General features: G+C 52.1%; 29 protein-coding genes. 9 read left to right on the top strand and 20 right to left on the bottom strand.

From position 1 onward, the window contains the following. Window positions 1–12 precede the first annotated feature (12 nt). Genes QNH99_RS22500 through QNH99_RS22490 form a run of 3 tightly spaced genes read right to left on the bottom strand, consistent with a single transcriptional unit; the run spans window position 13 to window position 1,570 of the window. On the bottom strand, window positions 13–477 hold the full coding sequence (locus QNH99_RS22500; protein ID WP_283355772.1) for a GNAT family N-acetyltransferase: 465 nt from the start codon (window positions 475–477) through the stop codon (window positions 13–15). Between the two features lie 60 nt (window positions 478–537). Then, window positions 538–1,140 carry a LysE family translocator gene (locus tag QNH99_RS22495; protein ID WP_096011689.1) on the bottom strand — a complete coding sequence of 201 codons (603 nt, stop codon included), beginning with the start codon at window positions 1,138–1,140 and terminating at the stop codon, window positions 538–540. Window positions 1,141–1,195: 55 nt separating this feature from the next. After that, window positions 1,196–1,570 (bottom strand): VOC family protein, encoded by a 375-nt coding sequence (locus QNH99_RS22490; protein ID WP_109717725.1) that lies wholly within the window; start codon window positions 1,568–1,570, stop codon window positions 1,196–1,198. 82 nt (window positions 1,571–1,652) lie between these two features. Here QNH99_RS22490 and QNH99_RS22485 point away from each other — a divergent pair, with 82 nt between their 5' ends. Beyond that, window positions 1,653–2,054, top strand: a complete 402-nt coding sequence (locus QNH99_RS22485; RefSeq protein WP_283355771.1) for a YybH family protein — start codon at window positions 1,653–1,655, stop codon at window positions 2,052–2,054. 80 nt (window positions 2,055–2,134) lie between these two features. On the opposite strand, the gene QNH99_RS22480 is transcribed toward QNH99_RS22485, so the two are convergent. Together QNH99_RS22480 and QNH99_RS22475 are read right to left on the bottom strand one after the other, a co-directional pair. Beyond that, window positions 2,135–2,548, bottom strand: coding sequence for an ASCH domain-containing protein (locus QNH99_RS22480; protein ID WP_218995534.1), 414 nt, complete (start codon window positions 2,546–2,548; stop codon window positions 2,135–2,137). Window positions 2,549–2,592: 44 nt separating this feature from the next. After that, complete coding sequence (locus QNH99_RS22475; RefSeq protein ID WP_096011693.1) at window positions 2,593–3,144, bottom strand: DsbA family protein; 552 nt, start codon at window positions 3,142–3,144, stop codon at window positions 2,593–2,595. Window positions 3,145–3,490: 346 nt separating this feature from the next. Here QNH99_RS22475 and QNH99_RS22470 point away from each other — a divergent pair, with 346 nt between their 5' ends. The 3 genes from QNH99_RS22470 to QNH99_RS22460 all read left to right on the top strand — a co-directional run bounded on the left by QNH99_RS22470 (window position 3,491) and on the right by QNH99_RS22460 (window position 5,731). Beyond that, the gene (locus tag QNH99_RS22470; RefSeq protein WP_109717727.1) at window positions 3,491–4,075 is read left to right on the top strand and encodes a flavin reductase family protein; all 585 of its coding nucleotides are present in this window, start codon (window positions 3,491–3,493) and stop codon (window positions 4,073–4,075) included. Between the two features lie 12 nt (window positions 4,076–4,087). Next, window positions 4,088–5,104 carry an NADPH-dependent aldehyde reductase Ahr gene (locus QNH99_RS22465; RefSeq protein ID WP_410517727.1) on the top strand — a complete coding sequence of 339 codons (1,017 nt, stop codon included), beginning with the start codon at window positions 4,088–4,090 and terminating at the stop codon, window positions 5,102–5,104. A 99-nt stretch (window positions 5,105–5,203) separates the two neighbouring features. After that, a complete protein-coding gene (locus QNH99_RS22460) occupies window positions 5,204–5,731 on the top strand; it encodes a sterol desaturase family protein (RefSeq protein ID WP_063877023.1) in 528 nt (175 codons plus the stop codon). On the opposite strand, the gene crtB is transcribed toward QNH99_RS22460, so the two are convergent. The 6 genes from crtB to QNH99_RS22430 all read right to left on the bottom strand — a co-directional run bounded on the left by crtB (window position 5,670) and on the right by QNH99_RS22430 (window position 12,208). After that, window positions 5,670–6,599 carry a 15-cis-phytoene synthase CrtB gene (crtB, locus tag QNH99_RS22455; protein WP_063877024.1) on the bottom strand — a complete coding sequence of 310 codons (930 nt, stop codon included), beginning with the start codon at window positions 6,597–6,599 and terminating at the stop codon, window positions 5,670–5,672. The two genes, QNH99_RS22460 and crtB, sit on opposite strands and share 62 nt — an antisense overlap. Then, on the bottom strand, window positions 6,596–8,074 hold the full coding sequence (locus tag QNH99_RS22450) for a phytoene desaturase (protein WP_109717728.1): 1,479 nt from the start codon (window positions 8,072–8,074) through the stop codon (window positions 6,596–6,598). Before QNH99_RS22450 ends, crtB begins: the two co-directional genes overlap by 4 nt. Before the next feature lie 11 nt (window positions 8,075–8,085). Then, entirely contained in the window at window positions 8,086–9,234 is a 1,149-nt protein-coding gene (gene crtY, locus QNH99_RS22445; RefSeq protein WP_410517726.1) for a lycopene beta-cyclase CrtY, read from the bottom strand. Continuing rightward, window positions 9,218–10,513 carry a glycosyltransferase gene (locus QNH99_RS22440; RefSeq protein WP_283355768.1) on the bottom strand — a complete coding sequence of 432 codons (1,296 nt, stop codon included), beginning with the start codon at window positions 10,511–10,513 and terminating at the stop codon, window positions 9,218–9,220. Before QNH99_RS22440 ends, crtY begins: the two co-directional genes overlap by 17 nt. A gap of 9 nt (window positions 10,514–10,522) precedes the next feature. Next, window positions 10,523–11,431 carry a polyprenyl synthetase family protein gene (locus QNH99_RS22435; protein ID WP_109717731.1) on the bottom strand — a complete coding sequence of 303 codons (909 nt, stop codon included), beginning with the start codon at window positions 11,429–11,431 and terminating at the stop codon, window positions 10,523–10,525. A gap of 246 nt (window positions 11,432–11,677) precedes the next feature. Then, entirely contained in the window at window positions 11,678–12,208 is a 531-nt protein-coding gene (locus QNH99_RS22430; RefSeq protein ID WP_181377149.1) for a YtfJ family protein, read from the bottom strand. Window positions 12,209–12,376: 168 nt separating this feature from the next. On the opposite strand from QNH99_RS22430, the gene QNH99_RS22425 reads away from it, so the two are divergent. Beyond that, window positions 12,377–12,595 carry a DNA-binding protein gene (locus QNH99_RS22425; RefSeq protein ID WP_063877030.1) on the top strand — a complete coding sequence of 73 codons (219 nt, stop codon included), beginning with the start codon at window positions 12,377–12,379 and terminating at the stop codon, window positions 12,593–12,595. 70 nt (window positions 12,596–12,665) lie between these two features. Here QNH99_RS22425 and QNH99_RS22420 read toward each other — a convergent pair whose 3' ends face one another. Next, window positions 12,666–14,408 (bottom strand): DUF2534 family protein, encoded by a 1,743-nt coding sequence (locus QNH99_RS22420; RefSeq protein ID WP_283355767.1) that lies wholly within the window; start codon window positions 14,406–14,408, stop codon window positions 12,666–12,668. A gap of 61 nt (window positions 14,409–14,469) precedes the next feature. Continuing rightward, window positions 14,470–14,880: a DUF2946 domain-containing protein gene (locus QNH99_RS22415; protein ID WP_063877032.1), complete on the bottom strand. Its 411-nt coding sequence runs from the start codon at window positions 14,878–14,880 to the stop codon at window positions 14,470–14,472. A 209-nt stretch (window positions 14,881–15,089) separates the two neighbouring features. Here QNH99_RS22415 and QNH99_RS22410 point away from each other — a divergent pair, with 209 nt between their 5' ends. After that, entirely contained in the window at window positions 15,090–16,031 is a 942-nt protein-coding gene (locus QNH99_RS22410; RefSeq protein ID WP_063877033.1) for a D-2-hydroxyacid dehydrogenase, read from the top strand. Between the two features lies 1 nt (window position 16,032). Here the strand turns inward: QNH99_RS22410 and glsB are convergent, their stop codons facing one another. Continuing rightward, window positions 16,033–16,953 carry a glutaminase B gene (glsB, locus tag QNH99_RS22405; RefSeq protein ID WP_109717735.1) on the bottom strand — a complete coding sequence of 307 codons (921 nt, stop codon included), beginning with the start codon at window positions 16,951–16,953 and terminating at the stop codon, window positions 16,033–16,035. A 22-nt stretch (window positions 16,954–16,975) separates the two neighbouring features. Between glsB and QNH99_RS22400 the strand changes: the two genes are divergently transcribed. Next, window positions 16,976–17,119, top strand: a complete 144-nt coding sequence (locus QNH99_RS22400) for a hypothetical protein (RefSeq protein ID WP_186440818.1) — start codon at window positions 16,976–16,978, stop codon at window positions 17,117–17,119. 93 nt (window positions 17,120–17,212) lie between these two features. Next, on the top strand, window positions 17,213–18,631 hold the full coding sequence (gene clcA / locus QNH99_RS22395; protein WP_372340340.1) for a H(+)/Cl(-) exchange transporter ClcA: 1,419 nt from the start codon (window positions 17,213–17,215) through the stop codon (window positions 18,629–18,631). A 113-nt stretch (window positions 18,632–18,744) separates the two neighbouring features. Here the strand turns inward: clcA and QNH99_RS22390 are convergent, their stop codons facing one another. Both QNH99_RS22390 and QNH99_RS22385 read right to left on the bottom strand, forming a co-directional pair. After that, entirely contained in the window at window positions 18,745–19,680 is a 936-nt protein-coding gene (locus tag QNH99_RS22390) for an Rpn family recombination-promoting nuclease/putative transposase (RefSeq protein WP_256852862.1), read from the bottom strand. 311 nt (window positions 19,681–19,991) lie between these two features. Continuing rightward, window positions 19,992–20,165, bottom strand: coding sequence for a GhoT/OrtT family toxin (locus QNH99_RS22385; RefSeq protein WP_074180956.1), 174 nt, complete (start codon window positions 20,163–20,165; stop codon window positions 19,992–19,994). 363 nt (window positions 20,166–20,528) lie between these two features. Between QNH99_RS22385 and QNH99_RS22380 the strand changes: the two genes are divergently transcribed. Then, window positions 20,529–21,065, top strand: a complete 537-nt coding sequence (locus tag QNH99_RS22380; protein WP_063877036.1) for a YbhB/YbcL family Raf kinase inhibitor-like protein — start codon at window positions 20,529–20,531, stop codon at window positions 21,063–21,065. Window positions 21,066–21,130: 65 nt separating this feature from the next. Here the strand turns inward: QNH99_RS22380 and proP are convergent, their stop codons facing one another. The 4 genes from proP to QNH99_RS22360 all read right to left on the bottom strand — a co-directional run bounded on the left by proP (window position 21,131) and on the right by QNH99_RS22360 (window position 26,413). Further along, on the bottom strand, window positions 21,131–22,606 hold the full coding sequence (proP, locus tag QNH99_RS22375; RefSeq protein ID WP_410517725.1) for a glycine betaine/L-proline transporter ProP: 1,476 nt from the start codon (window positions 22,604–22,606) through the stop codon (window positions 21,131–21,133). Window positions 22,607–22,974: 368 nt separating this feature from the next. Continuing rightward, entirely contained in the window at window positions 22,975–24,177 is a 1,203-nt protein-coding gene (locus tag QNH99_RS22370) for an MFS transporter (protein ID WP_063877038.1), read from the bottom strand. A 228-nt stretch (window positions 24,178–24,405) separates the two neighbouring features. After that, the gene (locus tag QNH99_RS22365) at window positions 24,406–25,230 is read right to left on the bottom strand and encodes a CDP-diacylglycerol diphosphatase (RefSeq protein ID WP_063877039.1); all 825 of its coding nucleotides are present in this window, start codon (window positions 25,228–25,230) and stop codon (window positions 24,406–24,408) included. Between the two features lie 280 nt (window positions 25,231–25,510). Further along, window positions 25,511–26,413: a LysR family transcriptional regulator gene (locus tag QNH99_RS22360; RefSeq protein ID WP_410517724.1), complete on the bottom strand. Its 903-nt coding sequence runs from the start codon at window positions 26,411–26,413 to the stop codon at window positions 25,511–25,513. Window positions 26,414–26,435: the final 22 nt, after the last annotated feature.

Below are 26,435 nucleotides of genomic sequence, written 5' to 3'. Positions count from 1 at the left end.
AAAGCGGGATGATTAATTCTGGTCTTTGCGGTTGGTTTGATAAATGTCGGGTCGGGTTATAGTCCAGGCATAATCGGGTCTGTTCACTGGCTGATAACCGAATTTCTGGTACAACCAGGGGGCGGTTGAAGTAAACAGCAAGAGTCGGCGCAATGTGTTAATGACAGGATGGGACTGACAGCATTCAATCAGCCATCCGCCGAGACCGCTACCCTGGTATTCTTCAAGGACATAGACATCACACAGGTATGCGAAGGTCGCGGAGTCGGTGATAAATCGCGCAAAACCAATCTGCTGGTGGTGATGAAACAGCCCAAAATTTAAACTGTTTTCTACCGACAGTGCCACGGTGGCGTAATCGATACCGGCTGCCCAACTTGAGCGGGTGAGGTAACGGTGAATGGCCTCAATATCCATCTGCGATTTATCCGTCGTAATGCGATAATCGTCTTTGTGCCAGTCCTGAACAGGTGCCATCAGTTTTCCCCCTGTCTTCCCGATTTAAGTGAGATTGTCGATAACCGTTTCGCTAAAACATCAGCCTGTAAGACTGCGCACTGCAATAACCATAAGCAGTAATCCGCCCCCCATATTCACGTAGCGTTTCAGCGATACCGGGTTCAGTTTTTGCGCCGAGAACACCAGCGCCTGACTAAAGAGAGCCAGCCAGATAACCATGACCGCAATGTGCACTGTGGCCAGCGTCAGAAAGGCATCAATACCCGCTCTGTTACCAACGAACTGTGAAACCACCGTCAGGTAAAACAGGATAGCTTTGGGATTGGCGACGTTGGCCAGCCATGCACCTTTGATCGTAACCGCGCTTTCTGTCGCGTTCAGCGCAAAGGTCTTCGTCCTGACGCCAGTGATAAATAAAAGCCCGCCCAGCCACAGTAAATAGAGCACGCCAGCCATTTTTAACAGGCCAAACAGCGCGGGTGAAGCAACCAGTGCCGTCGACAGGCCGAGACCGATCAGTAAAGCATGGGTATAAATCCCCAGTGCGGTGCCGAGCAGGGTTTTAAACAGCCCTTTGCGACCAGCCGTAAGTGCACTGTTCATTGCCAGCGTGAAACTTGCGCCGGGTGAAAGCGCAATGGGGAGCAGCGCGGGCAGAAACCCCGCCAGATTAATGTCCATCTTTCACCCGCACACTACGTCTTTTTAAAGCGAGCACGAAATGCGTTAACAAAAATTATGTCGGATTATAAAACGCACACAGCTTATTGCCGGTTGGGTCCCTGAGATAGGCGATGCATTTTCCATCAGTTTCTCTGACCTGCGGCGGTGTTTCTGCCGATGTGCCACCGTTTTCAATCCCTTGTTGATGCCAGCGAAACACCTCCTCGGATGAGGGCATGGTGAAGCCGATGGTTCCGCCGTTGGCAAAGGTGGCGGGCTGACCATTGATGGGTTTGGTGATGATAAAACGTTGGTTATTTTTGATGTAATAAGGGCGACCTAGGGCATCAATGCCCTGATCGTCACAACGGATAACCGCGAAAATAGCATCGTAGAACGTTTTAGCTTGCTCAATATCATCGGTCCCAACAACCATATGGCTAAACATACTTAACTCCTTTTTAACATCGGTAGGGATATACTTATCACATCCGGTTTATTGCTGACCAGCTATGGGTAAGGAGGTTCCGATGAATGACCATCCCGTTTTACAGGTTGTCAGGTTATGCGACAGGGCGATATCAGCCGGTGATTATGATGCCTTGATGAAACACTATGCAGACGATGCCAGCCTGGTCATTAAGCCGGGAATGACCGTGACGGGCAGCGTAGCTATTCGCCGTGTCTTTGAGGCCATTGCCAACTATTTTCAGCATCAGCTGGTGGTGGAGCAGGGCAGGATGGAGGTCATTGAAGGGGCAGGAACCGCGCTGGTTATCATGGAAACGGTGCTCCGCTATCCCGATGGGCAGGGACAGCCGATAGAAAACACCCGGCGTGCCACTTATGTGTTTCGGCTGGAAAGTGATAATCAATGGCGCTGCACCGTAGATAATTCCTATGGCACCACGCTACTTGACCACGTGCTTTAGCATTGCTGCTTTTGGGCGCGTCATCTGAACGGCCTGAGCCGTTAATCCGCGCTGGATGCTGGCGCGAATTAACGGCTTTTTTAAATCACTTCTGCCAGCTGGAAGGTTTCGAATATCAGTTCCATTTCGGTGCTGAACCCGCCGTTACGCTGAAAATAGCGTTGATGTTCGCGCTGCCAGTACTCAAGGCTCAGGTCACCTTCGCCTTCCATCATCGCCATTTCTGGCGTTACGCGGTCAAAGCGCGTCACAAACAACCCTGTTGTTCTGATGACGCAAACCGGTTTATCCGCGCCGTTTAAAATGATGCTGTAACTGCCGGGTTGAGGCTTCACATCATCTTCATACCAGCCTTGCAGAGAGCTGCAGGTGGCGATTTTTTTGCCGGTCAGCACCAGCGTCGCCAGCGCATTGGCCATCTCGGGAGAATCGCCAAATGACCAGCAAAGTGCGTCAGGATATTTGGCTTTAATCTGTTCAAGCGTCATCGTCATACTCAGTCCTTTTACTGCGGGGCCAGAATGGCTGGAGCATTACGTCAGGCCAGAATACGTTGTGCCCACTCTTCAACCGAATCACCACTGCTTATATCCGGTTGTACCAGGCCATTAATCATAAAGGTCGGTGAAACATGGATACCGTTTTGACGGGCATATTTACAGTGCCATTTCACCAGGTCTTGCAAATCATGACGATCAAAGGCGGCGTAAGCATCAATGCCGCTGTATTCTTTTAGCCTGGCAAGAAGCTGGTGGGGCGTGACGTCCATATTTGGCCCCCGGCAATGGTCTGTAAACTCAAACGCTTCCCGATGGTCGGCAACGGCCTGAAGTACCGCTTTAGCCGCCGCTTTGCTTTCCACCGAAGCTGCCAGGATATAGCGAACGATCACGCCCGAATACATGTGCCAGGGCTGAGACTGAAGATGAATTTTAAGCGTCATTTTATCTTCACCGACCTGCTCTAAAAGCGCATCCAGTTTATTGAACGCGCGTACGGAGAAGGGGCAGGTGGGCTCAATAAAAATTTCGAACAGGTGAGGTCCCTGTCCCCAGGTGAGAGGTTCTGCTCTTAGCTTTTCGTTGTTCATCCCAACTCCCATTAGCTAGTTAAGTTTCGGGTTCACTGACTGTGGCAACTTTACGCGTTTTCTGCCGGGTATTCACCTCAGGAGCCGTTTATCCACCCTGATAAGGATTAGTCTCATTTCTCTTACGTTACGGCAAATCAGACTAAAATTATTCCTTCAACGGTTTCGCTTTATGTGCACAACGTTTAAGGTTTCAGGATTGTTAAATCATGATCTTAAACACTATTTTGCAACGCGAAGGCACAAAGCGGCAAACTGATGCGAGTTGAAAACCGCTAGAGTAACCCGTTTATCAACCCGGAACCGGGCGTCGCGTTTTCCTGGCCCGGGACGTAAGGATTATTGAATGTCGCATTTTCGTCCGGTCGCGCTCGAACATGCAAGCCGCCTGCTGAATCATGGGCCGACGATATTAATTACCAGTCGGGACAGTCAGTCTGAGCGTCGCAACATCATGGCTGCGGCCTGGTCAGTGCCGGTAGAGTTTTCGCCGCCGCGGGTGGCCATCATTGTGGATAAATCGACCTGGTCACGTGAGCTGATTGAAGGCAGCGGCGCATTTGGTATTTGTGTGCCCGCCGCAAGTTTTGTCGACCTCACGTATGCCGTCGGCAGCACGACAGGACGCGACCAGGATAAATTTGCGGCGTTCTCCATTCAGGCCAGTGAGAGTCAGCACTTCGGTGTGCCTCTGTTGGAAGAGAGCTGTGTAGCCTGGATGGAATGCCGTTTACTGCCGGAAACAGAAGCACAGCAGGCATATGACACCCTGTTTGGCGAAGTGGTCACTGCTGCTGCTGACAGTCGGGTCTTTTACGATGGGCGCTGGCATTTTGATGACAGTAACTCAGCCCTACATACTTTACATCACCTTGGCGGTGGCCAGTTCGTGACGGTGGCGAACACGCTGACTGCCAAATCAACGCGTTAAATGAGGTACAGAATGACAATTAAGAGTTACGCAGCCATGCAGGCGGGACAAGCACTGGAGCGTTACGACTATGATACAGGCCCGTTAGACGCAGAAGATGTCGAAGTAGAAGTTGAATATTGCGGTGTATGCCATTCAGATCTGTCGATGATCGACAATGAATGGGGGATTTCAGCCTATCCCGTGGTTGCCGGTCACGAAGTGATTGGGCGCGTGGCTGCGCTTGGCGACAGTGCCAAAAGTAAAGGCCTGAAGCTGGGACAGCGCGTGGGCATCGGCTGGACAGCGAAAAGCTGTCAGCATTGCGATCCGTGCATCAGCGGTGATCATGTTAACTGTGCCAATGGCACCACAACGACCATCGGTAACAACGGCGGTTTCGCTGATAAGCTGCGCGCTAACTGGCAGTGGGTCATTCCATTACCTGAAAAGCTGGATGCGGCAACAGCCGGTCCGCTGCTGTGTGGTGGGATCACCGTATTTAAACCTTTACTGATGCATAACATCACCGCGATGAGCCGCGTCGGCGTGATCGGTATTGGTGGTCTGGGTCATATCGCCATCAAAATTCTGCATGCGATGGGCGCAGAAGTCACCGCGTTCAGCTCTTCGGCCAATAAAAAGCAAGCCATTCTGGATATGGGCGCCGACCATGTGGTGAACAGCCGTGATCCAGAAGCGTTAAAAGGGCTGGCGGGACAGTTTGACCTGATTATCAGCACTGTTGCGGTTGACCTCGACTGGCAACCCTACTTTGCGGCGCTGGCACCACGCGGCAAGTTCCATACCGTTGGTGCAGTATTGAAGCCGTTTGATGTGCCTGCCTTTAGCCTGATTTTAGGCGACCGTGCCGTTACCGGTTCTTCAACCGGTTCACCTGCTCAGTTGCGTTCTCTGTTGAAACTGGCTGGTCGCGCGGATATCGCGCCGACGGTGGAATATTTCCCCATGTCGAAAATCAACGAGGCACTGGAACACGTTCGCGCAGGTAAAGCCAACTACCGTGTGGTTCTGAAAGCCGATTTCTAATCTCCGGCGCGCCTTTTTTCTTTCCCACCAATAGCGCGGCTAATCTCTGTTAAAATTAAATCCTCACGCCTGATGCCGGACGTCTCTACTGGAGAAATTATGTTGTGGATTTGGAATGCCCTGATCGTGTTGATTACTGTGATTGGCATGGAAGTGGTTGCTGCACTGGCACATAAATACATCATGCATGGCTGGGGTTGGGGATGGCATCTTTCCCACCATGAACCACGCAAAGGCGCGTTTGAAGTTAACGATCTTTATGCCGTTGTGTTTGCTGGATTATCGATCCTGCTTATTTATCTGGGCAGTACGGGAATGTGGCCGCTTCAGTGGATTGGTGCGGGCATGACGGCCTATGGATTGCTCTATTTCATGGTTCACGACGGGCTGGTGCATCAGCGTTGGCCGTTCCGGTATATTCCGCGTAAAGGCTACCTGAAGCGGTTGTATATGGCCCACCGTATGCATCATGCCGTAAGAGGCAAAGAAGGCTGTGTTTCTTTTGGTTTTCTCTATGCGCCGCCGCTATCAAAACTTCAGGCGACGCTAAGAGAACGACATTCGGCTAAATCGGGCGCTGCCAGAGATGGGCAGGGCGAGGCGGATGAGGCCGCATCCGGGAAGTAATGGCCTGACCGGATGCCATCAACAGAAGCGATAATTTTTCGGGTGTCGTGGTTGACTGCCGATGGTCCCAGGCTTCTGTTCCTGCCTGTTCAACCTTCACCCCAATTTTACGATAAACCTGCTTCGCTGTGGCGATGGCCCAGGCTGAGCGCAAGGGCAGCCCGGCCAGTCCCGCCGTAGCGGACAAATAGTAAGGTTCGGCTTCCTGCACCAGACGTCGGGCGATGCGGCTCAGCGCCTGGCGGTTTTCCGGTGCCGCATAATTTTCTTTATTTAGTCCTTCATTTTCCAGCCAACTCGCCGGCAGATAACAACGACCCACATGCGCATCTTCCACAATATCGCGGGCGATGTTGGTCAACTGAAATGCCAGCCCAAGATCGCAGGCGCGATCCAGTGTGGCGTTATCGCGTACGCCCATAATCTGCGCCATCATCAAGCCGACCACGCCTGCAACGTGATAGCAATACCGTAATGTATCGTCCAACTGAATGTACTCCGCCTCACGCACATCCATGGCAAAGCCTTCCAGATGATCAAACGCGTAAGCGGGCGCAATATCGTGGGCCATCGCCACTTCCTGAAACGCAGCAAATGCCGGTTCGTGCATCTGCGATCCGGCATAGGCCTGGCGCGTTTTCATCTCCAACTGCATCAGGCGTTGCTCAGGCGTTTGTAATGACGGCTGATCGGTTTGAAAACCCAGGGTTTGATCGTCAATCACGTCGTCACAATGGCGGCACCAGGAGTAGAGCATAAGTACGCTGCGCCGGGTTTTTGCGTCAAATAACTTTGAGGCAGTCGCAAAACTTTTCGAGCCAACAGCCATCGTTTCGACCGCATGATTGAGTAACGACGGATTATTCAAATCAGGTCCTCCAGCATTAAACCTGCAGTTGCCTTAGCCGAGCCGATCACGCCGGGAATGCCCGCGCCGGGATGGGTGCCTGCACCTACCAGGTAAAGATTATTAATGGTTTTATCGCGGTTGTGCGGTCGAAACCAGGCGCTCTGTGTGAGAACGGGCTCAACAGAAAAGGCTGAGCCTTGATAGGCATTGAGCTGGTCGCGAAAATCGAACGGCGTAAACATTCGCTGCGTAACCAACTGGCTACGCAAGCCAGGCATGTAATGTTGCTCAAGGTACTCAAAAATACGATCGCGCAGTCGCGGCCCTTCAACCGTCCAGTCGAGGTTCGCTGTGCCTAAATGTGGCACGGGAGCTAACACATAGTAACTGCCGCAACCTTCCGGTGCCAGTGACGAATCCGTGACACAAGGTGCGTGCAGGTAAAGTGAGAAATCGTCTGCGAGTCCGTCATGATTGAAAATTTCATGAATCAGCTCACGGTAGCGAGGGCCGAAACAAACCGTATGGTGGGCAAGCTGATCGTGATGGTGATTCAGACCAAAATAGAGGACAAACAATGAGTTGCTCATGCGCTTAGTTTGCAGTTTTTTCGACTGCTTCACGGCGGCAGGATGCTGACTTAACAGGTCGCGATAGGTGTGAACCACATCCGCATTGGAAGCGACAGCCCGGGTCGGGAATCTGCGTCCGTCCTCTAAATGCACGGCTTCAATGGTATCCCCCGTGGTTTCCATGTGGCTGACCTTCGCATTCAGTACCACTTCGCCACCCAGATCCTGAAACAGCTTTATCATCCCTTTCACTAATGCCCCGGTGCCACCGCGTGGAAACCAGACGCCCCATTCGCGTTCGAGTGCATGTATTAGCGTATAAATGGAGGAGGTGGCGAAGGGATTGCCGCCCACTAACAGCGAGTGAAAAGAAAACGCCTGACGAAGATGTTCATCCTCAATGTAGCTGGCAACTTTACTGTAAACGCTTCGCCATGCCTGCAGTTTCGCCAGCTGGGGCGCGGCGCGAAGCATATCCCTGAACGACAAGAAAGGCACGGTGCCAAGCTTCAGATAGCCTTCTTTAAACACCGCACGTGAATAGTCCAGAAACTGACGATAGCCTTCAACATCGCGTGGATTAAACTGCTGAATCTGCGCCTCAAGCTGTGCCTGATCGTTATCGTAATTGAAAACCTTTCCTGACTCCCAACACAGGCGATAAAACGGCGCAACCGGCAGCAGTTCAACGTAATCTTTTAACTGTTTTCCCGCCAGGGTAAAGAGTTCTTCAATGGCGCTGGGATCGGTAATAACGGTAGGCCCTGCATCAAAAGTGAATCCCTGATCTTCATAGACATAGGCCCGGCCACCGGGTTTGTCGCGTTGCTCAAGCAGTAAGACAGGGAGCCCCGCCGCCTGCAGACGAATTGCCAATGCCAGGCCACCAAAGCCTGCACCAATTACCGTAGTTGGTTTCATGTTGTCGCTCTTTAACGATGAGTCGTCATAATTGCCTGCAATGCCGCTAATACCGGAACAGGCGGCTTGCCGCTCAGAATACGTAGCCGATCGGTCAGCGTGAGTTTGCCCGCATAAAAACGGGAGATTAAATCTTCAGGTAAACCATAGAAGCGCTGCATAACACGCCAGCGTGAATCGGCGGGTCCGGCTAAAAACAGCATGCGATTCAACATGCGGAAAAAGCGTTGCTGCTGCCAGCGCTCGTGGGCAAAGTGGGTAATCGCCTGATGAATTGAGGACGATGTAAAGACATCAAGCGCACTCAGCCGATCGGCCAGCGTAACCGCAAGGGGGAGTGAATAACCGGTTGTGGGGTGAAACAGTCCGGCACGCAGTCCACTGCAGGCTAAAGGCTGTTGCTGCCAAAACGCGGTGCTATCGCCCGTTAAGGTTATTGGCAATGCGCCCTGTTCCTCACGAAGCAGAGTCTGAAGCTGCCAATTCTGCTGGGCAGCATAATCGCGAATATTTTGTCGCGCGCGTTCAGGTTCCAGTGTCGCGTTATCAATATAGTGGGTATCTTCGATTAACAGTTCTGTCGCAGATAGCGGCAGGCTGTAAACAAAGCGATAACCATTTTGCTGATCGACCGTGGCATCCATAATAATGGGTGAAGATAAACCGTGCGGTTTACTGAGTCGCCATTCCTGTCCGATAAACGCCTGGAATCCCACGTTCAGCGCTGAATTTGGCGTATAACCTCGACCATCAATCACCGCGCTGGCGCTGATGACCTGACCATTATTCAGTCGAACAGCGTCGGCGTGAACCTCTGCCACCGCGCGGCTAATCCATAAGTGCTGACCAAACTTCTGTTGTAAAACCTCGGCAAAACGCTGCGAAGTCACAGAAAAATAGCCGCTGTTCAGCTTACGACGCCGCGTGGGAAAGCGGACCTGATAGTCGGGCCAGTGATACACCACCAGCGGTGCTATCCAGCGATGTTGGCTCTCGGTTAAATCAGCGTCGTGAAAGGACCAGGTATGATTACCGCCCGCCTGGGGGGCCGCTTCGATAAGCAGAATACGCATGTCAGGTTGCTGCTGCTGAAGGCGCAGGGCAATGAGGCCATTAGCCAGCCCGGCGCCCACTAAAATCAGATCATAATGCGGTCGCATAGCCGCTCCCCTTCAAAACGGGCTGGCCGGTGCGCATGGCCTGCTCAACGATATCTGCAGCGGCCATTGTGCCGCCGGCTAAACGAAGGGCGGTCTGGATTTTCGTCATGCGTTGCGGGTAGTCGACGTTGGTCAGCAATGCACGCATCTGACGCGCCAGCGCATGGCTGGTGGTAAAACGGGACGCACGTTTTCCTATCCCATGATAAACAATACGTGAGGCCACGCCGGGCTGATCAAATGCCAACGGAAGGGCTAAAAGGGGCGTACGATAATTAATGGCATCCAGCACCGTATTCATCCCGCCATGGGTAATGGCAAGCTGCGCCTGCGAGAGCGCGGCCGACTGATCGGCAAAATCCACAACCTGCGTGTGACGGCTTCGCGCCAGCTCTTCGGCCTGAAAGGCAGTCAGGCGGCCACAGTGCGCCAACAGAAGCTGACCATCAATCTCTTCACAGGCTTTCACAATGGTTTTAAACAGACCGTAGCGATGACCCTGCAACGTGCCCAGCGAGGCGAAAATTCGGGGCTTTTCAGACGGCGAAAAATAAAGCGGCGAAGAGGTTGATGTCGTCTGCGTTTCTCGCAGGGGGCCAACAGCATGAAAACAAGCCGGTAGCGCTTTACGGGGAAAATCCAGTTCTGGAATAAGCTGACTGATTTGTGCCAATGGCGAAAAACACTGATGGAGTTTATCCCGGGGTGCTAAGCCCATCCTGTGACTGTGATGGGCAATGACGCGGTCATGCCGACGCATCAGCCAGTCATAAATTTTTTCGCTGGCTGCATAGCGCTCACGTGCGGCATCGCTGGTGGCATAGTCAAAAGGCATCACCGCCAGGGGCAAATCCGGTTCGCGATTAAGCGGGAGTGCACAGGCAACCGAGACAAACGGCAGCCCCAGCGCTTCAGCGACCAGAGCGCCTGCCGGCTCCATCTGATCAACGATGACGCCATCTATCGCCAAATCGTTAAAGGCTCTGGGGAGCGCCTGGCACAGCATATCGCTGGTGCGCGCCATTTCATTGATGAGCCGAAGCATTGACGGCCCCAGAGGATGGGCCGCTAAGTGCAGCAGGCGCGATAATGAGCCAGACGGATGGCTTTCTTCTCCTACAGCATGAAATCCGATGTGGGGATGCTGAATGAGTGGTTTAGTGTCCTGTTGCTGAATAAAGGTCACCCGATGACCGCGAGCCACTAACTCCTGAGCGAGGTTTTCCAGTGCACGGACATGGCTGTAAAAAGGCGGAGCGATCGCCGCGAAGTGGCTCATGCAGCATCCTTAACTGACGGCAGCGAGTTTTTTGTCAAACCAGGCCTGGATAAATTGTTGAGTAGAATGACCGTTTTGACACGCGGCTGAGAGGTGCTCACTGGCGAGATGCAGATGCTGCCGCAGACGCTCTTCAACTGCTCTGGAGCCTAATAAATTGACCAGGGTCGATTTGCCTTCATCCTGATTGATGTCCTTACCCGTGTCAGCCATGCCATCCGTTAAATCGTCCAGCAGCTGAAACGCCTGACCGAGATCAAGCGAAAAACGGTGTAGGTAATCGCGTGCTTCGCTGGAGGCATTCGCCACAATTGAGGCCATCTGCATAGACGCGCAAAACAGGGTGCTGGTTTTAAAGTGGTTCGTCATCAAAATGGCTTCAGCGCTGCGCGGCTTATCGCCTTCTGACAGATCCTTAAACTGACCCTGTACCAGACCTTGCATACCAATGGCGTTTGATAATTCTGACACTGCGCGGTTTTTTGCCAGCGGCGTCAGGCCATCTGCATCAGCAATGACCCCAAAGGCTTTGCTCAGTAAGGCGACCGCCGCCAGTATTGCCACATGCTCGCCGTACTGACAGTGAACGGTAGGGCGGCCCCGACGCATCTGCGCATCGTCCATACAGGGCATATCATCAAGAATCAACGATGCCGCGTGCACCATTTCCACGGCACAGGCGAGATCCAGCAATCCCTCGTGGCTGACAGCGCAGCCCAGATCGCGTGCTGTGAGCAACAACAGCATCGGGCGAATACGTTTACCCGGTGCCAGCGCGCCCTCACGCATCGCGGCACCTACAAAATCCCGTTCTCCCTCGACAGGCAATAACTGCTCAAGCCGCCGATCAATATCAGCCAGTAATTGCTCAGCAGCACTGCGAGTGGGATGAACGTGTTTTTTTGCGCAGACCGTCATTCGGGCTGTCCTTATCAACGGATACATTTATGACAACGCTAAAAGTGCGCTGCCCTTTAAAGAAACGCTTAATCTGCCATAACATGGTTGGCAGGCTTACCCGTTATTTTTACATTCAGGGTTTCAGGTTTTTTCTCGCTAAATCCACATAATTAATACTAGTTGAGCCTGTGGAAAAGGTGGAGAATTCATAAACCTCCGTCGTATTTGCCTGTGGCGTGACAGGTTTTCCTGAGCGCCCGGGGTTCAGCCTGCCAGTGCACGTAATGTCGCAATTACCTGAGAAACGTCATTAGCACTGAGCGCCGTGTCTTTAGCAAATTTCACCTGTCCCTTCTGGTCCAGCACAATGACTGCCGCACCTTCGGGCTTAAGCTGCCAACGGTGCTGTGCCACACCGCTACTGTCGATAATAAACTGTTCCCATGGCGATGCTTTTTTACTGGCGCGGATACTATTGACCACAAACAGACTGCTGCCAGGTAAAGCATCATCAGTATTGACGATGGTCGTGGTCTGGAATTGTTTTTTAGGCAGGTTGGCGTGCTGAAGAGCGTCAATGAGAGCTGCCGACTGTTCTTTTGCCGATAATCGACCCGCAACGTGAATAATTAAACGTGTTTTCCCCGTCAGAGTCAGACTGTTCCATTTTTGATAGTCAATCTTTCCGCTATCGAGCCGCATCTCACCTTTATCCGCAATAAAGACCGACGGTAAAGGCTGCCCGACAACGATGTTATGGGCGTTTGCCCAACAGGAAACGAGCAAAAGCGCCATCAATCCATAATGTTGCACTGTGTTATCTCTGGTTATTGGGAGCCATCTTACCAGCTTAGCAATTTTATCAACCCTTTGACTGTTTTATGCCCATTCCTGTTTTAGATCAATAACGGCGGGATGGGATTGAACAAAAATGCATCAACAATTCAGGGTCAGGAGGTAAGTATGCACTCAGATCTTATGACATTATCTGAAATGGCGGTCTACCTGGGCATTTCTCAGGCAAGCCTGGTCAGGGCGCTTTGCAATCAAGGCGAATTAAATGGTGTGCCTCTTCCCGAGGCGCTGGAGCACCTGCCTCTGACGCAACGCCATTGGTTGAGAGAGGATGTCAGTCAGTTTAAACATGCGCTGCAACGTGCCCATGTTGTCCACCATGATTAAATACGTGGCCTGAAATCACCCGGTATATCGTTATGATCAATAAAACGCCCGCACCAGGCGGGCGTCGTATTTATTTGCCCTGCTCGTCGCTTTCACCCAGGAAGAAATACCAGAGTGGAATAGACATCAAGCCGGTGAATACCGTGGTATAAAGCAAAATCATCATGGCCTGAGTGATATACATCATTAGCGTCCAGTCGCTGAAAGGGATGTTGTATTGTTCAATGACGCCACTCACCATGGCTCGCGCCATGACCGTTCCCACTATTATCGCCAGAATGACGACACTGCGCAGAAAATAACGCATCTCTTTACGCTTAACGGCAAAACGGGATTGCACAATCGCCAGCGGGGACTGTTTGTCCAGCGGTGTGACAGTATCCTGACGTGTGGCGCGATGTGCTTTTCGCCAGCGCTGGATGTCGAGCAGGGCGAAGGCCAGTAAACTCAATCCCATCAGGGGCAACGCATAACCTAATACCAGGGCAAGCATCAGGCTTGCGCCCTGAAGATAGCGCGGTAAGACCAGCCATGCCGACAGCAGGGTTTGCACGGGATTAACCTGCGGTAATGCCGGACGGCGAATCCACCACATGCGATAGCCCAGTACGATCAACGCACACAAGCCCGCGCCAAACAGCACCAGGATGAGTTGATTGGGTAGCCCAAACAGCACGCCCATGTGCGCATCCACGCCCCAGCGCGTCAGTTTGGCGACCAGAGGGAAATGGGCAAACTCTACGTGGTCGACAATGCTAAAGTTATCAGGATTAACAGAAACCGAATCGACATGGCTCGGCCAGCGGCGGTCAATCTCACTCACCGTCCATGCCTGACCCCCACTTTTCGGTTGACGTAATTCAATTTTTGCCGCCTCCAGGCCTGCGCTGCGTGCGGCGGCCTCAACCCTGTCCCAGTCAGCGTCGGGCTGATTAAGGATGGCGGGAGTGCGGGCCTGGTGATCTGACATGGCTGGCATAGCGCCGCTCATCGTCATACCGTCCATCGTGGCATGGTGGTCGGCGTGAGGATCGGCAGGCACCGCTGGCGCATCACCGTTTAACGCGGTTCTGACCTGAGGCGTCAACCAGCCAAAGTCGCTACGCATTTTATCGATATTATTGCCAGCCCATTGTGACCAGGTTAATCCCGTTACGGAGAAAAACACCAGACCCAGCGACAGCACTAAGCCAAGTGTGACGTGCCAGGAACGCGTTAAAGCAAAACCAGCACCTGTCTTTTTGACCTTACGACGGGGACGTGTGCCCAGCCACAATACGATGCCGCCCAATGCCGCTACCCATAACCACGACGCCGCCAGCTCACTGTAATTACGGCCGATATCACCCAGCAGCAAACCGCGATGAACCTGATCGAGCCACATGCGCAGTGGCAACACGCCGCTGGTGCCATAAACCGTCATATCGCCTTTCACACCAAGCGTATAAGGATCGATAAAAATCGAACGCGATTCTGAAGGGCCTAACTGCGGATCTGAGAATTGCACACGTGTTGTATCCTGTGCGCCAGGGGCAGGACGAACGGCATAGATCCGTAAATTACCCGCATAATGTCGTGCCGCATTAATTTGCGCAGAAAGGGGTTTGGCATGGCCCTGCGCCTGCGCGTCAGTGGTTAATGCGTCTTTATAAATAAAGTTCTCTAATTGCGGCGTTATGACATACAAGGTGCCGGTTAATGCGGCAATAAAAATAAATGGCGCAATAAACAGGCCAATATAAAAATGTAGACGACGAAGTACAGTCAGTACCGCCCCGCGAGGAGGTGGATTGTTTTCCCGTGAAAAGGTCATAGCTATTCCCTATTTTCAGAATACCGGGGTTTTCTTCCCGCACGCTGGCGTGAAAAAAAGATCACATAAAGGAGATAAACAATCGGGACAACGGGGGCGCGCGAGGCCGATAACTCCCCTTCAGGCGTGGCAACGCAAGGTGTACAATGTGTTGCGGCGGAGGGGCGCGGCTGATAAGGCACATTAGCCAGATGAAGGGAATAAACACCCACAACATTAACGGGACATGTACCAACAGATCACAATAACCGCAGGCGACGCCATCATCCATCATCATGCTGTGATCGGCCATCGCCCTGTCGCTGTGATGATCCATCATCGGCATATCCGCACTCATGCCCGACATGACCATGGCATCATGGTGTTCAACAAGATTTTTAGATACCACCGGTGCAATAAACAACAGCAGTACGGCCAGTATCGCAATACAGGCGCTCAGGCGTTGTCGTTTATAGCGGGTGGATTTCATCATCAAAACGAGGACAGTTATTTACAATTTAAGGGCGGCAGTGTAACGCGGCGTAGATAAAAGGGTTAAAAAAAATGGCACTTAAGACATAAAAATTAGCACCTTTTGAACACCTTCACCTTAATTAGCTTTGAGGTTAACTTTCTTGTTACTCATGTCGTACATTTAAATAACATTATTAATCTGTGTTGTTGTTATTTGAGAGGGACTTAATGAAAATTGTAACGCTGGATGGCGGCACGTTGCCCGTACCCCCACCGCAACCCACCTGGTGTAGTGACTGGCAATTTCGTCATGACACGGCAGAGGACGAGATTGTTATGGCGCTCAAGGGCGCGACCATTGCCATTACTAATAAGGTACCCTTGCGCGCAGCAACGCTGGCAGCGCTGCCTGAGCTACGCTACATCTGTGTGACGGCAACCGGCTATGACTGTATTGATATCGCGGCCTGCAAAGAACGCGGTATTGTGGTCAGCAACATTCCGGGCTATTCAACGCAGAGCGTTTCCGAGGGCGTGATCGCGTTCATTTTTGCCCTGCGACGCCAGATAGTGGAATACGCTAACAGCACGCGTCATTTATGGCCTGAATCCTCTCATTTTTGCCTGCACCAGACGCCGATACAAGATATCGCTGGCGCGACGTTGGGTATCGTGGGTAAGGGCGATATTGGCACCGCTGTAGGCAGGCTGGCACAGGCGCTGGGAATGCGAGTTGTTTATGCTGAACGCAAGGGCAGCAGCAAGGTACGTGACGGCTATGTAAGCTTTGACGAGATGCTGGCCTCCAGCGATATCATTTCATTGCACTGCCCTTTGAGTGAGCAAACCCGGCAACTGATCGATCGTGACACGCTGAGCAAAATGAAACCCCAGGCGCTACTGATCAATACTGCGCGAGGCGGTTTAATTCATGAAGCCCATCTGGCGGAGGCGCTACGAAATGGTACGCTTGCCGGTGCTGCACTGGATGTGCTCACCAGTGAACCGCCTGCAGCGGATCATCCCTTACTCCAGCCCGATATCCCGAATCTGATCCTGACGCCGCATGTTGCCTGGGCGAGTCATAGCGGTATGCATAACCTGCTACAGGGCATCATGGTCAATCTGGCTGGCTTCGAACAGAACCGTCCTGTCAATGTAGTAAGCTAAGTCAGAAAATCGAGCGTCCTAGTTTATCGGTCAGGCACTCCAGCGCGGCAGTGCCGGCTAATGAATTACCTGCATTGTCTAAACCCGGTGACCAGACAGCGATACTCATTTCACCGGGGATCACGGCAATGATGCCACCTCCTACGCCTGATTTAGCCGGCATTCCCACCCGCCAGGCAAATTCGCCTGCTCCGTCATACATACCACTGGTGATCATCAGTGCATTGATTTGTCGGGCCTGACGGGAGGTGATCAAGGCTGAACCCTCCAGCGTTTTTCCCTGGTTAGCCAAATAAATAAAACTGCGAGCCAGTTCAATACAGTTCATAGACAGCGAGCAATAGTGGAAGTAGGTCTGCATCACGCTGGTGACGTCGTTATTAAAATTCCCAAACGACTTCATCAGCCAGGCGATCGCCGCATTGCGGGCAGAGTGTTCATATTCTGAGCGGGCGACATGGCGATCATACTGAATATCGGGTTGCTGACTGAGTTGACGGATGATCTCAAGCATGCGCTGACGAGGCGCAGTCAGCCGTGTCTCCAGCAAATCGCAGATCACCAGTGCCCCAGCGTTAATAAAGGGGTTGCGCGGCTTTCCCTGCTCCAGTTCAAGTTGAACCAGTGAATTAAAAGGTTGGCCGGACGGTTCCTTACCCACGCGCTGCCATATCTCGGCATCGTCATAGCGTGTCAGAGCAACGCTCAAAGAGAGCACTTTGGAAATTGACTGGATCGAAAAACGTGTTTCAGCATCGCCTGCCTGAAAAACAGTGCCATCACGCAAACACACTGCTATACCCAGGTTATCCGCTGCGACGTCAGCCAGTGCCGGAATATAGTCGGCGACCTTACCTTGATGAACCAATGGACGAACCTGATCAAGAACGGCTTCCAGCAATGTATTACTAAGAGTGGTCACACACGTCTCTCCAGAAGAATGGATGATGGCGCAGGATGATGAGCGTCCTGAAGCCGCAAATCAATGGGTTGCCGGTAAAATTGCCAGACGACATCTGAAATCTATGCACAGGTTGCCATTGCGGCTCATCATTCATTTTGCCGTAGTGGGTTTGCTGATTTACTAAAATTCGGAAATAAATAAAAGCGAGGAATTATGGCGGAGATGCGATAACCTCTGGATTTAATTTGCTTTGTGGGTGCTGTTTAGCACGCTAATTTTGAGGTCAGGCATGCGCGCTTTTGTTTCAAATCGACCCGGAATCTTCCGTCCCCGTCGGTTGCGGTTGTTGCAATACCTTATACGACGTGACAAAACGCCGATCGCATTGCTGCTGCTGGCCGCGCTGGTGGGGGTACTGACGGGATTAACGGCAGTGGCATTTGATAAAGCGGTGAGCTGGGTCATTCATTCCCGTCTCAACTGGCTTAGCCAATTCGAGAATCAGGACATATTACTGGGATTGTACGCCTTTATTTTCTCTGCCGTCCTGGCGGCGATAGGGTATTTCCTCGTCAGACGCTTTGCCCCTGAAGCGGGAGGTTCAGGCATTCCCGAAATTGAAGGGGCGCTGGAAGAACTGCGACCGGTACGCTGGTGGCGGGTTCTACCGGTTAAATTTGTGGGTGGTTTGGGCGCGTTAGGGTCGGGAATGGTGCTGGGACGTGAAGGGCCGACGGTACAAATCGGTGGGAATATCGGTCGCATGTGTCTGGATATTTTTCGCATGCGCTCGTCTGAATCGCGCCATACTATTCTGGCGACCGGTGCCGCCTCTGGGCTGGCCGCCGCCTTCAATGCGCCACTGGCTGGCATTCTGTTCATCATCGAAGAAATGCGCCTGCAGTTTCGTTTTAGCCTGATATCCATCAAAGCCGTGTTTGTTGGCGTGATTACATCAAGTATCGTTTTTCGCACACTGAACGGTAACGAGCCCATTATTGATATCGGACAGCTGAAAGATGCGCCGATACAAACCCTCTGGTTATATTTACTGTTGGGGATTTTGTTTGGTGGCTGCGGTGTTGCCTTTAATCGCCTGATATTTACGCTTCAGGATCTGTTTCAAAAGCTACATAAGGGCCAGACGTCACGTTGGGTGCTGGGTGGCGCGGTGTTGGGGGGATTGTGCGGTTTGCTGGGGTTAATCCTGCCTCAGGCCGTCACTGGCGGTATTACGCTTATCCCTGATTTTTCAGCGGGTCATTACACATCAACGGCATTACTTTGCCTGTTTTTATTGCGAGCCTTAACCACCTTATTGTGTTTTGCGTCCGGAGCGCCCGGCGGCATCTTTGCACCCATGCTGACGCTTGGTACGTTACTTGGCATCAGCGTGGGTCAACTCTGTGTCGCGATGTTCCCAGAATATCACCTTGAAGCCGCAACCTTTGCGGTAGCGGGCATGGGGGCGTTATTTGCGGCCTCGGTACGCGCTCCGCTGACCGGCATTATTTTGGTGCTGGAAATGACCAATAATTACCAACTGATCCTGCCCATGATTATTACCTGCCTTGGCGCTACCTTGTCCGCACAATACTTCGGAGGAACGCCATTGTATTCCACCCTTCTTGCGCGGACGCTGGCTAAGCAGCAACAAAACGACCCAGAGGATAATACAAGGCGCGAGCGAGCCTGAGGGTTGCAGCGAAGGAGTATTTAAAAGCGAAACGGAAGATGTATTTAGGTGACAGCCTGGCTGCAGGTCTGGCTGTCCAGGTTAAGACAATCAGCCCTGACTGATAGACCGTCTTACAGCCCTGTTGACCCCTGGCATAGCTGGGCCAGCGCGTCTTCACTCAGACCCGTTGCTTCCCTAATAGCGTCATGTGGCATGCCCATGTTGAGCAGGCTACGGGCGACTTCACGCTTCCCTTCGTTCCTGCCAATCTGCACGCCTTGCTCAAGGCCTTTCTCAATACCTTTCTGCTCAAGCTGTTGGGCAATGGTCATTAGCGCATCTCCGTGCTGCGGCACGCGTTGTGCCAGTTCGCGAACAAAGGCTTCGGAGTCCGCTGACTCACCTGCCTGAACTAAATAGTGTACCAGTGTGGTTACCTGTGGTGAAGAAAGATGATTCGCCATTAAGAGCGTGACCAGGCGATCGGTCAGTGTCGCGATATCACGCCGGTGTATATGCTTTTGTAGCAACGTGAGTGCGGCCATGCTGCGATGGTGCATAATCTCGTCATCCGGTATTACCGTGACATCCACTAATGGAAATTCCCTGCTGTAGAATTTTCCCGCCAGCTCTGGATATTCAAATCCATCCAGCCATCGGGTGGAATAGGGATAGGGGCTGCGCTTCCCTGCATAAAAAAGTATCGGAATGACCAGCGGCAGTTTTTTATGCCCGGCGGCAAGATGGCGCTGCATTGCCGCTACCGCATAGCGTAACAATCTGAAGGCCATATGTTTGTCCGGGGTGGACTGATGCTCAATGAGCACATGGATATAACCCTCTCCGCCGGTCGTTGTTTTCATGCGATATAGCACATCGCTGAAATACTGACGCAGGTCGTCTTCAATGAACGATCCCGATTCAAGCTTTAATGAACTGAGGTCGCAAATCGCACGTAATCCCGCAGGAAGATGCAGTTCGATAAAATCTCGTGCAATCTCTGGCTGCGTCAGAAACTGGCGAAAGGTGGCATCGTGAGGCGTCGGTGTACTGTGCTTTTTTTTCACGGTTTATCGTCCTTAACCGGATACCCTAGGGTATGTCCCTTTGGCATCGCGTCATCAAACCTGGCGTGGTCTGAAAACCCGAAATAATCAGGCATGACGCGCGGCAACGATCCGTTCGCAAGGGCTGGAACCTGTGAGTCGTTGCGTTGAGGTGCCGGAGGTCAGTAAAAGGCGATTTAGTGTGGCTGTAAAGCCTGCAGATTTAGCGCTGTGCAACTTCACGCAAAATGGGTCGGGGAGTGCACCTCAGCGTGATAAGGGCGAAGCGCAAGAGGTGAATGGGCCCTGGAAAGGCTTAAAAATTAAGATGACTAAAATAATGCAAACATCAGCGCGACGGGGAAGCTCATAGGCCAGGTTGCGCCGACCAAAAGAGCACTCAGTAATTTTATGCTGAGTTTATCTTTGGCGATAAAGAAGGTAATTAATGCCGCTACCGAGGCAACAACGCCGTAGAAGACCAACATATGTTGATAAAGTGTCATTTTAGCCCCGCCGTCTGTTTCGTTGTCTGGTACAGATCATGCGGAATTTTGTGACTCAGATCAAGTATCCGGCCTTTTGTGTAAATAAAAAAATGGCAGCTTAGCTGGGGTGTTGTTGCCTGCCTGCTGGCCATCACTGGCGATTTCACCCTGAAACGTTGCCGTTTAACGCGGCTTTATCCCTGCTCGCAGGCCGATCCTCAATGCCGAGGTTGTCTGGCGAATGACAGGTTTTAACGTTCGCTAGCCCTCTGTTCCCTGAGTGCCTGTTACTATTACGGGGCCGATTTTGAGACATATACTGTTTCAACGCGGGGCTAACCTATCGTCGCCCCTCAGGTCTCGATAACACAGGAGTATCAGGTGAATAAACTTTCCTATCTGTTGTTAATCCTTTTATGTCCTTCGGCTTTTGCTTTGACGCTGCAATCAAAAGACTTCAGTGATAATGGTCTGTTAGACAAAAAGTTTGCGGGTGCCAATAAAAGTAACGCCGCCTGTACCGGTGATAACGTATCGCCTGAACTTAACTGGTCTGAAATACCGGCAGGCACCAAAAGCTTTGCTTTAGTGATGACCGATCCTGTCGGCGCTAAAGGATTGGGTGTAACCCATATGGTGGCCTATAACATTGCCGCCGATCGTACCGCTTTTGCCCAGGGTGAACTGACGCAAGGAAAGGGGTACACCGGAGGGAAAAACTCACCAGGCACTGCGCATTATTACGGACCTTGCCCACCTGTGGGCTCAGGTATGCATCATTATAATTTCGTGCTTATCGCTACCGATCTGGCGCCGTCGGTGCTTGAAGCCGGATTAACACAGGATCAGCTACTGAACAAACTTAAAGGCCATTCTCTTGGTGCGGCCAGCACGGTGGCCCGCTTTGGCAATGACTGAGTCTGTAAGTAGCGCATAAAAAAAAAACACCCTGCGGACAGGGTGTTTTTATCGAGATCGACAGCTTATTTCGCGTCAGCTGACGCTGGCTGACCGGGGTCAGGCTTTTTATCCAGTTTACTGATCAGGCTATGGGCTTCGGCTTCACTTGCCACGGCGGGAGAAGAGCCACTTAATGGTTTACGGGCCGTTTCCCGAACCGTCAGAATCGTCAGCAACCCAATAACGCCTGCGACCATCATGTAATAGGCGGGCATCATGGTGTTCTGCGTCGTATCAACCAGCCATGCGGTCAGTAAAGGTGTGGTACCACCAAACAGCGAGACCGAAAGATTAAAGCCAATCGCCAGAGCACTGTAACGAATATCAGTGGTAAAGAGCGCAGGGAGCGTTGAAGGCATGGTGCCACTAAAGCAGGTATGTAATATGCCCAATATCAGCAGCCCGGCAAAAACGGCCCACATGTTATGTGTACCGATCAATATAAAGCTTGGAATCGCGAGCAGGATCAGTCCTACCGCACCAAAACCAATCACAGGACGACGACCAATGCGATCGGTCCAGCGGCCCCACATGAGCGTCAGCGGCATCATGACAAACATCACCACCATCACCAGCAGCAGTCCGCTGAGTTCGGGTAAACCCAGTACGCCAGTAAGGTAGCTGGGCATGTATGAGGTCAGCATATAGTTTGAAACGTTAAACAACAGGACCAGCCCAATACACTTCATCATTGGCACGCGGTGCTTGCTTAACATCTTGAGGAGAGTCAGACGGGGTTTACTTTGCTCCAGCTCCTCCTGTTTTTGCATGTGTTGCTTGAAGGCCGGTGTTTCTTCGAGCTTCAGACGGACATACAGGCCGAACAAACCCAGTGGTGCGGCGATAAAGAAGGGCACGCGCCAGCCCCATGACATCATGGCTTCAGGCGAGATAACGGTCGTCATAACCGTCACCAAGCAGGCACCCAGCAGATAACCGCCTAAGGTCCCGAACTCCAGGAAGCTGCCCATGAAACCGCGGCGTTTATCAGTTGAATATTCAGCGATAAAGGTTGCTGCACCGCCATATTCTCCTCCTGTAGAAAATCCCTGAACAAGTCTTGCAACCAGCAGAAGGATTGGCGCCATGATACCGATTGAGGCATAGGACGGGATGATGCCGATGCAGAACGTGCCTATCGACATCATTATCATGGTTATCGCCAGCACTTTCTGGCGCCCGATGCGGTCGCCCAGGGGACCGAATACCATACCGCCCAGCGGTCGCACCAAAAAGGCTGCGGCAAAGGTACCAAACGTAGCGATTAACTGGATGGCCGTATTGGCATCGGGGAAGAAAACTTTGCCGATAATGACAGCCAGATAGCTGTAAACACCGAAGTCAAACCACTCCATGGCATTGCCTAATGCGGCTGCACCGACAGCACGTTTCAACATTCCGTTATCGATAACGGTGATGTCATCGAACGTGAGCTTTTTTGGTTTTTTATTCCAGAAATGTTTTTTAGGCCTGGGTGACGATGAACGATTGGTATCCATATTTTCCTCATACTACTTAAATGAAGACGACCTATAGCTTTCGCAGCCAGTCAGCGAGGTTAACGGAAAAAAAGGAAGTGAAAGCTATAAGAGGCCAGTTACATTAATGATAGAGCGTTCTTAACCGCAGCGAGAAAACATAGTACATGAATGTAATTTTTTGCAAGTAATCAGCAAAAAAGACTGTCTTATAAAAGAGATAGCCATACATTATTTTTTACTTTTGTTTACATATTGAGATGTTTTGGGCGGCGTAAATGCCTTTTTATGCACATCAATGCTGTCACAGAAGCACGGTGAGTCGCGGATAACATCCTTGGTAGGGGTTCATCGATCTGCCAGCACAGGTGCTGGCAGATCGATTTGATTTATGCTGGTTCTGCAGCTGGTGTTCGTCCGCTGCTCCACCACAGCAGTAACGCCACCAGGGCGATGCAACCTAATGCGCTAAAGGCAATGCTGTAGGAATAGCGCGCCACGATCAGTCCGGTCATCGCCGGGCTCATTGATGCGCCAACGCCTTGCATCAGCATCACCACGCTCTGACCGGCATTAACGTGCCCGCTTCCACGCAGCAGCGACACAATATAACCCGGGACGGCAACGCCGAGGATGCCGGCCGCAATACCATCGAGGATTTGCACAGGGATCACAAATAACGTCTCTGGAAACTCTGCCGCAATAAGCGCACGAAGCGGCATCATTAACAGGGCGGTCATAATTAAATGGCGATAGCCAATTTTATCCACGCGTCGTGAGACATAAATCGCTACCGGGATCATGACCAGTTGGGAAATCACCACGGTCGCCGCAGCGTATAAGCCGGGGTCAACCGCATGTGGTCCGGTAGAGGAAGCAACGCGCATACTCAGCATGGGCAGCAGGGCGGCGTTGGCCAGATGAAACAGCAATAAAGTCAGGCCGGTAATCAACAGTGCCGGTTTACGTGCCAGTATCCACAGGCTCAGAGTAGGCTTGTGCGACTGATTATCTTCTAATCCGCGCGCCACCTCATGATTGATATCCTGCCCCCGGATCGCCATCGTCGCGATAGCTGCAAAGACGGCCATGATCATCATTAAAATAAATACCGCCCCCAGCCCCCATTTCCAGGCTGCAAATCCTGCCAGGACAGCCGCCAGCGTGTTTCCTGCATGGTTGTAGGCCTCATTGCGGCCCATCTGGTGGTTAAATCCCTTTTGTCCGGTCAAACCCAGCGTTATTCCTGCTACGGTTGGGCCAATAAAGGCGGCAGCAATACCAGCAACGATTTGTGAAATGATCGCTGTCCAGGACTGATCGCTGTACCAGAGCAATAAAGTGGCAACGGTAATCACGATGCATCCGACCAGTATGACAAGTCGTTTATACCGCGTCGCATCCGCCACCACGCCAGCGGGTAAGGTTGACAGAAGTCCGGCGATGCCGCCCGACGTCATCACCAGGCCTATTTCATCCGGGCTCCAGTGGCGCTCTGTCAAAAAAATGCCTAAAAAGGGCCCCAGACCGTCTCTGACGTCGGCCAGAAAAAAACTCATCAGACACAGTGCCTGAAGTGACCGTTGTGACATGTGATTTTCCCTGTAGCAATAGTAAGGGTTGAGTGACCAACACATTTCAATAAGTAACCTGGTGAATCATGGCAGCAAAAACACGAAGTAACATAACGTTAAAGTTACAAAATGAAAAAATTCACTTTTTATGCAATTTGTTCTAACGACTTCCCGGATAAGTGCTGAGCGCCTGCGGCAGGATTGTGCCTCTTGAGGATTTACGCCGTCGTTAAGATGAAAGCCCGGTTAAGGTTTGGGGAAATCGTCAGTGCGACCCGATGATGGACTGACGCTGACCGCGGGCGGCAAAACAAGACCGCGCAGAATACGGCATTCCTTGTCCAGCAAAGACTCAACTGATGCTCTGTTGCCCTTATCCCAGCCGCGGCGGGTTGCCAGCAGGATAAAGCCTTTTTCACCCCAGAAGGTCGTTGGCACCAAGGCGATACCATATTCCGCCAGCATAGGAGGCGACAGGCGAAAGTGGCTGGCAACAGAGGCAATGGGGTAAATGCCCATGGCTGTGGGTTGCAGCACACGACGGGCGTAGTAGGTATGAGTGAGCAGCTTATCGGGCAGGGGATGCCACGCATCCTGAATATAGGGACGCTCGGCCTTCAACTGCCTGTAAACATCTTCTCGCAGGCAGGTGAGGTGGATGTGTAATTGATTCTGGCTGCGGCCCCAGGCTGAATTGATCGCCATCCCGAGCCTGTCTTCGGGCACCGGCCTGCCGTAAACCGACGTTAACTGATAACGCATCAGCCAGGCGTAGCCAAAATAGTCTGGTCGGTTACGCACCGACAGCAACGGGCTTTCAATACCGGACATCGGAATCGTGGGAACCAGAATGAAATGATAGGGATAGCGTGGGTTTTGAATCAGGGTAAAACCCTGCTGTTTTCCTTTTGGAATATAAACTTGCTGGCAAGGGGAGGGATGGCCGGTGTACTGATAGTTCACCATGCAAAGGTTGTCCGTCACCGCCCACAACGCATCTGAGCGAGCGCATCCCGCCAGCGTGAGCGCCATTCCAGCCAGTATCATCAGGCGACAGAGCAGCGTCAGCATAAACTTAGCCGTTCACAGCCAGGAATAACCTGTGGGGATCGGAAAAGCGTTCACTGCCTCTGCTACCTGTACCGCTCAATCCTTCCCATGCCATATCGCGTTTGTCCTTTCGTCTGAGCGGTCTGCTATCCCGTAAGTTAGCGCCACTCGGTAATGAACACCACTGGAAACGCCAGAAAAGACTGAAAAATGATGAGATAACGTGTTTTGTCCATTTCTGAAAGGGCCGGCATAAACCCGCCTGGCAAGGTGGCAACGGAGACATCGTGTGCTGACAGGATCAACGAATGGTCAACTGGGTTAATGCCGTTAATAACACATCCACTTTGGGCAGGAGCTGTTTACGTCGTGGCCAAATGACACTCAGCGGCAGACCATCAGGTTGCAGTTGCGGTAATACGATTTCCAGTTCACCGCGGGCGACGGCGCTCTCCACCAGCCACGATGGCATTTGCGCGACGCCCAACCCGGCAATGACTGCCTGAAGTTGCGCATCCACATCAGCCAGTGCCATGCGAAAAGGCACGTCGCGCCAGTAGGTATGTCCGTCTTTGCCGGTAAACAACCACGGCTTTGGCGTATTATCGGCACGTTCATACAGAATCGCCCGATGCTGCATCAGCGCCTGTTCGCTTTGCGGCCGCCCTTCGCGCGCCAGCCAGTCAGGCGAAGCACAAAACACCATTCGTTCACGTCCTATGTGACGACAACCCATTGAGGCAGGCAAATCGTCTGATCCCCCAATTCTGACCGCAACATCAATCCCTTCATCAAACAGATCGGTGAAGCGATCCGAAAAACGCATTCTCAACTCAAGTTCAGGATGTTGCTGACAAAACGGAATCAGCAACGGCATCACCTTCAGTCGACCATAAGTATGAGGTACCGCAAGCCGCAGACGTCCAGAAGGAATAATACGTTGCGCTGCCAGTACGGCTTCCGCTTCAGCCAGCTCTTCCATAATACGTAAGCAGGTCTGGTAATAGGCGCTGCCCGCATCGGTCAGTTGCAGTTTACGGGTTGTGCGTTCAAGCAGACGCGATCCCAGACGCGTCTCCAGCCGGCTGACGCTTTTGCTTACGGCTGAGCCGGTAACATGTAAACGCGCAGCGGCAGCGGTAAAACTTCCGCTTTCTACGCTGGCCACAAAAGGGACAATGTCCTTCAAACGTTGATCGTGCATGATTGATGAACTCAGGTTGATA

Source organism: Pantoea allii (genome assembly GCF_046529425.1).
Taxonomy (GTDB): Bacteria; Pseudomonadota; Gammaproteobacteria; order Enterobacterales; family Enterobacteriaceae; genus Pantoea; species Pantoea allii.
Note: the sequence above shows the minus strand (reverse complement) of the source record. Positions and strands in the feature narration are given on the sequence as shown.

What these genes read in the sequence shown, in the direction of transcription:
- QNH99_RS22500 (WP_283355772.1), bottom strand. Translation starts at nt 477, where the DNA reads ATGGCACCTGTTCAGGACTGGCACAAAGACGATTATCGCATTACGACG.
- QNH99_RS22495 (WP_096011689.1), bottom strand. Translation starts at nt 1,140, where the DNA reads ATGGACATTAATCTGGCGGGGTTTCTGCCCGCGCTGCTCCCCATTGCG.
- QNH99_RS22490 (WP_109717725.1), bottom strand. Translation starts at nt 1,570, where the DNA reads ATGTTTAGCCATATGGTTGTTGGGACCGATGATATTGAGCAAGCTAAA.
- QNH99_RS22485 (WP_283355771.1), top strand. Translation starts at nt 1,653, where the DNA reads ATGAATGACCATCCCGTTTTACAGGTTGTCAGGTTATGCGACAGGGCG.
- QNH99_RS22480 (WP_218995534.1), bottom strand. Translation starts at nt 2,548, where the DNA reads ATGACGATGACGCTTGAACAGATTAAAGCCAAATATCCTGACGCACTT.
- QNH99_RS22475 (WP_096011693.1), bottom strand. Translation starts at nt 3,144, where the DNA reads ATGAACAACGAAAAGCTAAGAGCAGAACCTCTCACCTGGGGACAGGGA.
- QNH99_RS22470 (WP_109717727.1), top strand. Translation starts at nt 3,491, where the DNA reads ATGTCGCATTTTCGTCCGGTCGCGCTCGAACATGCAAGCCGCCTGCTG.
- QNH99_RS22465 (WP_410517727.1), top strand. Translation starts at nt 4,088, where the DNA reads ATGACAATTAAGAGTTACGCAGCCATGCAGGCGGGACAAGCACTGGAG.
- QNH99_RS22460 (WP_063877023.1), top strand. Translation starts at nt 5,204, where the DNA reads ATGTTGTGGATTTGGAATGCCCTGATCGTGTTGATTACTGTGATTGGC.
- QNH99_RS22450 (WP_109717728.1), bottom strand. Translation starts at nt 8,074, where the DNA reads ATGAAACCAACTACGGTAATTGGTGCAGGCTTTGGTGGCCTGGCATTG.
- crtY (WP_410517726.1), bottom strand. Translation starts at nt 9,234, where the DNA reads ATGCGACCGCATTATGATCTGATTTTAGTGGGCGCCGGGCTGGCTAAT.
- QNH99_RS22440 (WP_283355768.1), bottom strand. Translation starts at nt 10,513, where the DNA reads ATGAGCCACTTCGCGGCGATCGCTCCGCCTTTTTACAGCCATGTCCGT.
- QNH99_RS22435 (WP_109717731.1), bottom strand. Translation starts at nt 11,431, where the DNA reads ATGACGGTCTGCGCAAAAAAACACGTTCATCCCACTCGCAGTGCTGCT.
- QNH99_RS22430 (WP_181377149.1), bottom strand. Translation starts at nt 12,208, where the DNA reads ATGGCGCTTTTGCTCGTTTCCTGTTGGGCAAACGCCCATAACATCGTT.
- QNH99_RS22425 (WP_063877030.1), top strand. Translation starts at nt 12,377, where the DNA reads ATGCACTCAGATCTTATGACATTATCTGAAATGGCGGTCTACCTGGGC.
- QNH99_RS22420 (WP_283355767.1), bottom strand. Translation starts at nt 14,408, where the DNA reads ATGACCTTTTCACGGGAAAACAATCCACCTCCTCGCGGGGCGGTACTG.
- QNH99_RS22415 (WP_063877032.1), bottom strand. Translation starts at nt 14,880, where the DNA reads ATGATGAAATCCACCCGCTATAAACGACAACGCCTGAGCGCCTGTATT.
- QNH99_RS22410 (WP_063877033.1), top strand. Translation starts at nt 15,090, where the DNA reads ATGAAAATTGTAACGCTGGATGGCGGCACGTTGCCCGTACCCCCACCG.
- QNH99_RS22400 (WP_186440818.1), top strand. Translation starts at nt 16,976, where the DNA reads ATGATGGCGCAGGATGATGAGCGTCCTGAAGCCGCAAATCAATGGGTT.
- QNH99_RS22385 (WP_074180956.1), bottom strand. Translation starts at nt 20,165, where the DNA reads ATGACACTTTATCAACATATGTTGGTCTTCTACGGCGTTGTTGCCTCG.
- proP (WP_410517725.1), bottom strand. Translation starts at nt 22,606, where the DNA reads ATGGATACCAATCGTTCATCGTCACCCAGGCCTAAAAAACATTTCTGG.
- QNH99_RS22370 (WP_063877038.1), bottom strand. Translation starts at nt 24,177, where the DNA reads ATGTCACAACGGTCACTTCAGGCACTGTGTCTGATGAGTTTTTTTCTG.
- QNH99_RS22365 (WP_063877039.1), bottom strand. Translation starts at nt 25,230, where the DNA reads ATGCTGACGCTGCTCTGTCGCCTGATGATACTGGCTGGAATGGCGCTC.
- QNH99_RS22360 (WP_410517724.1), bottom strand. Translation starts at nt 26,413, where the DNA reads ATGCACGATCAACGTTTGAAGGACATTGTCCCTTTTGTGGCCAGCGTA.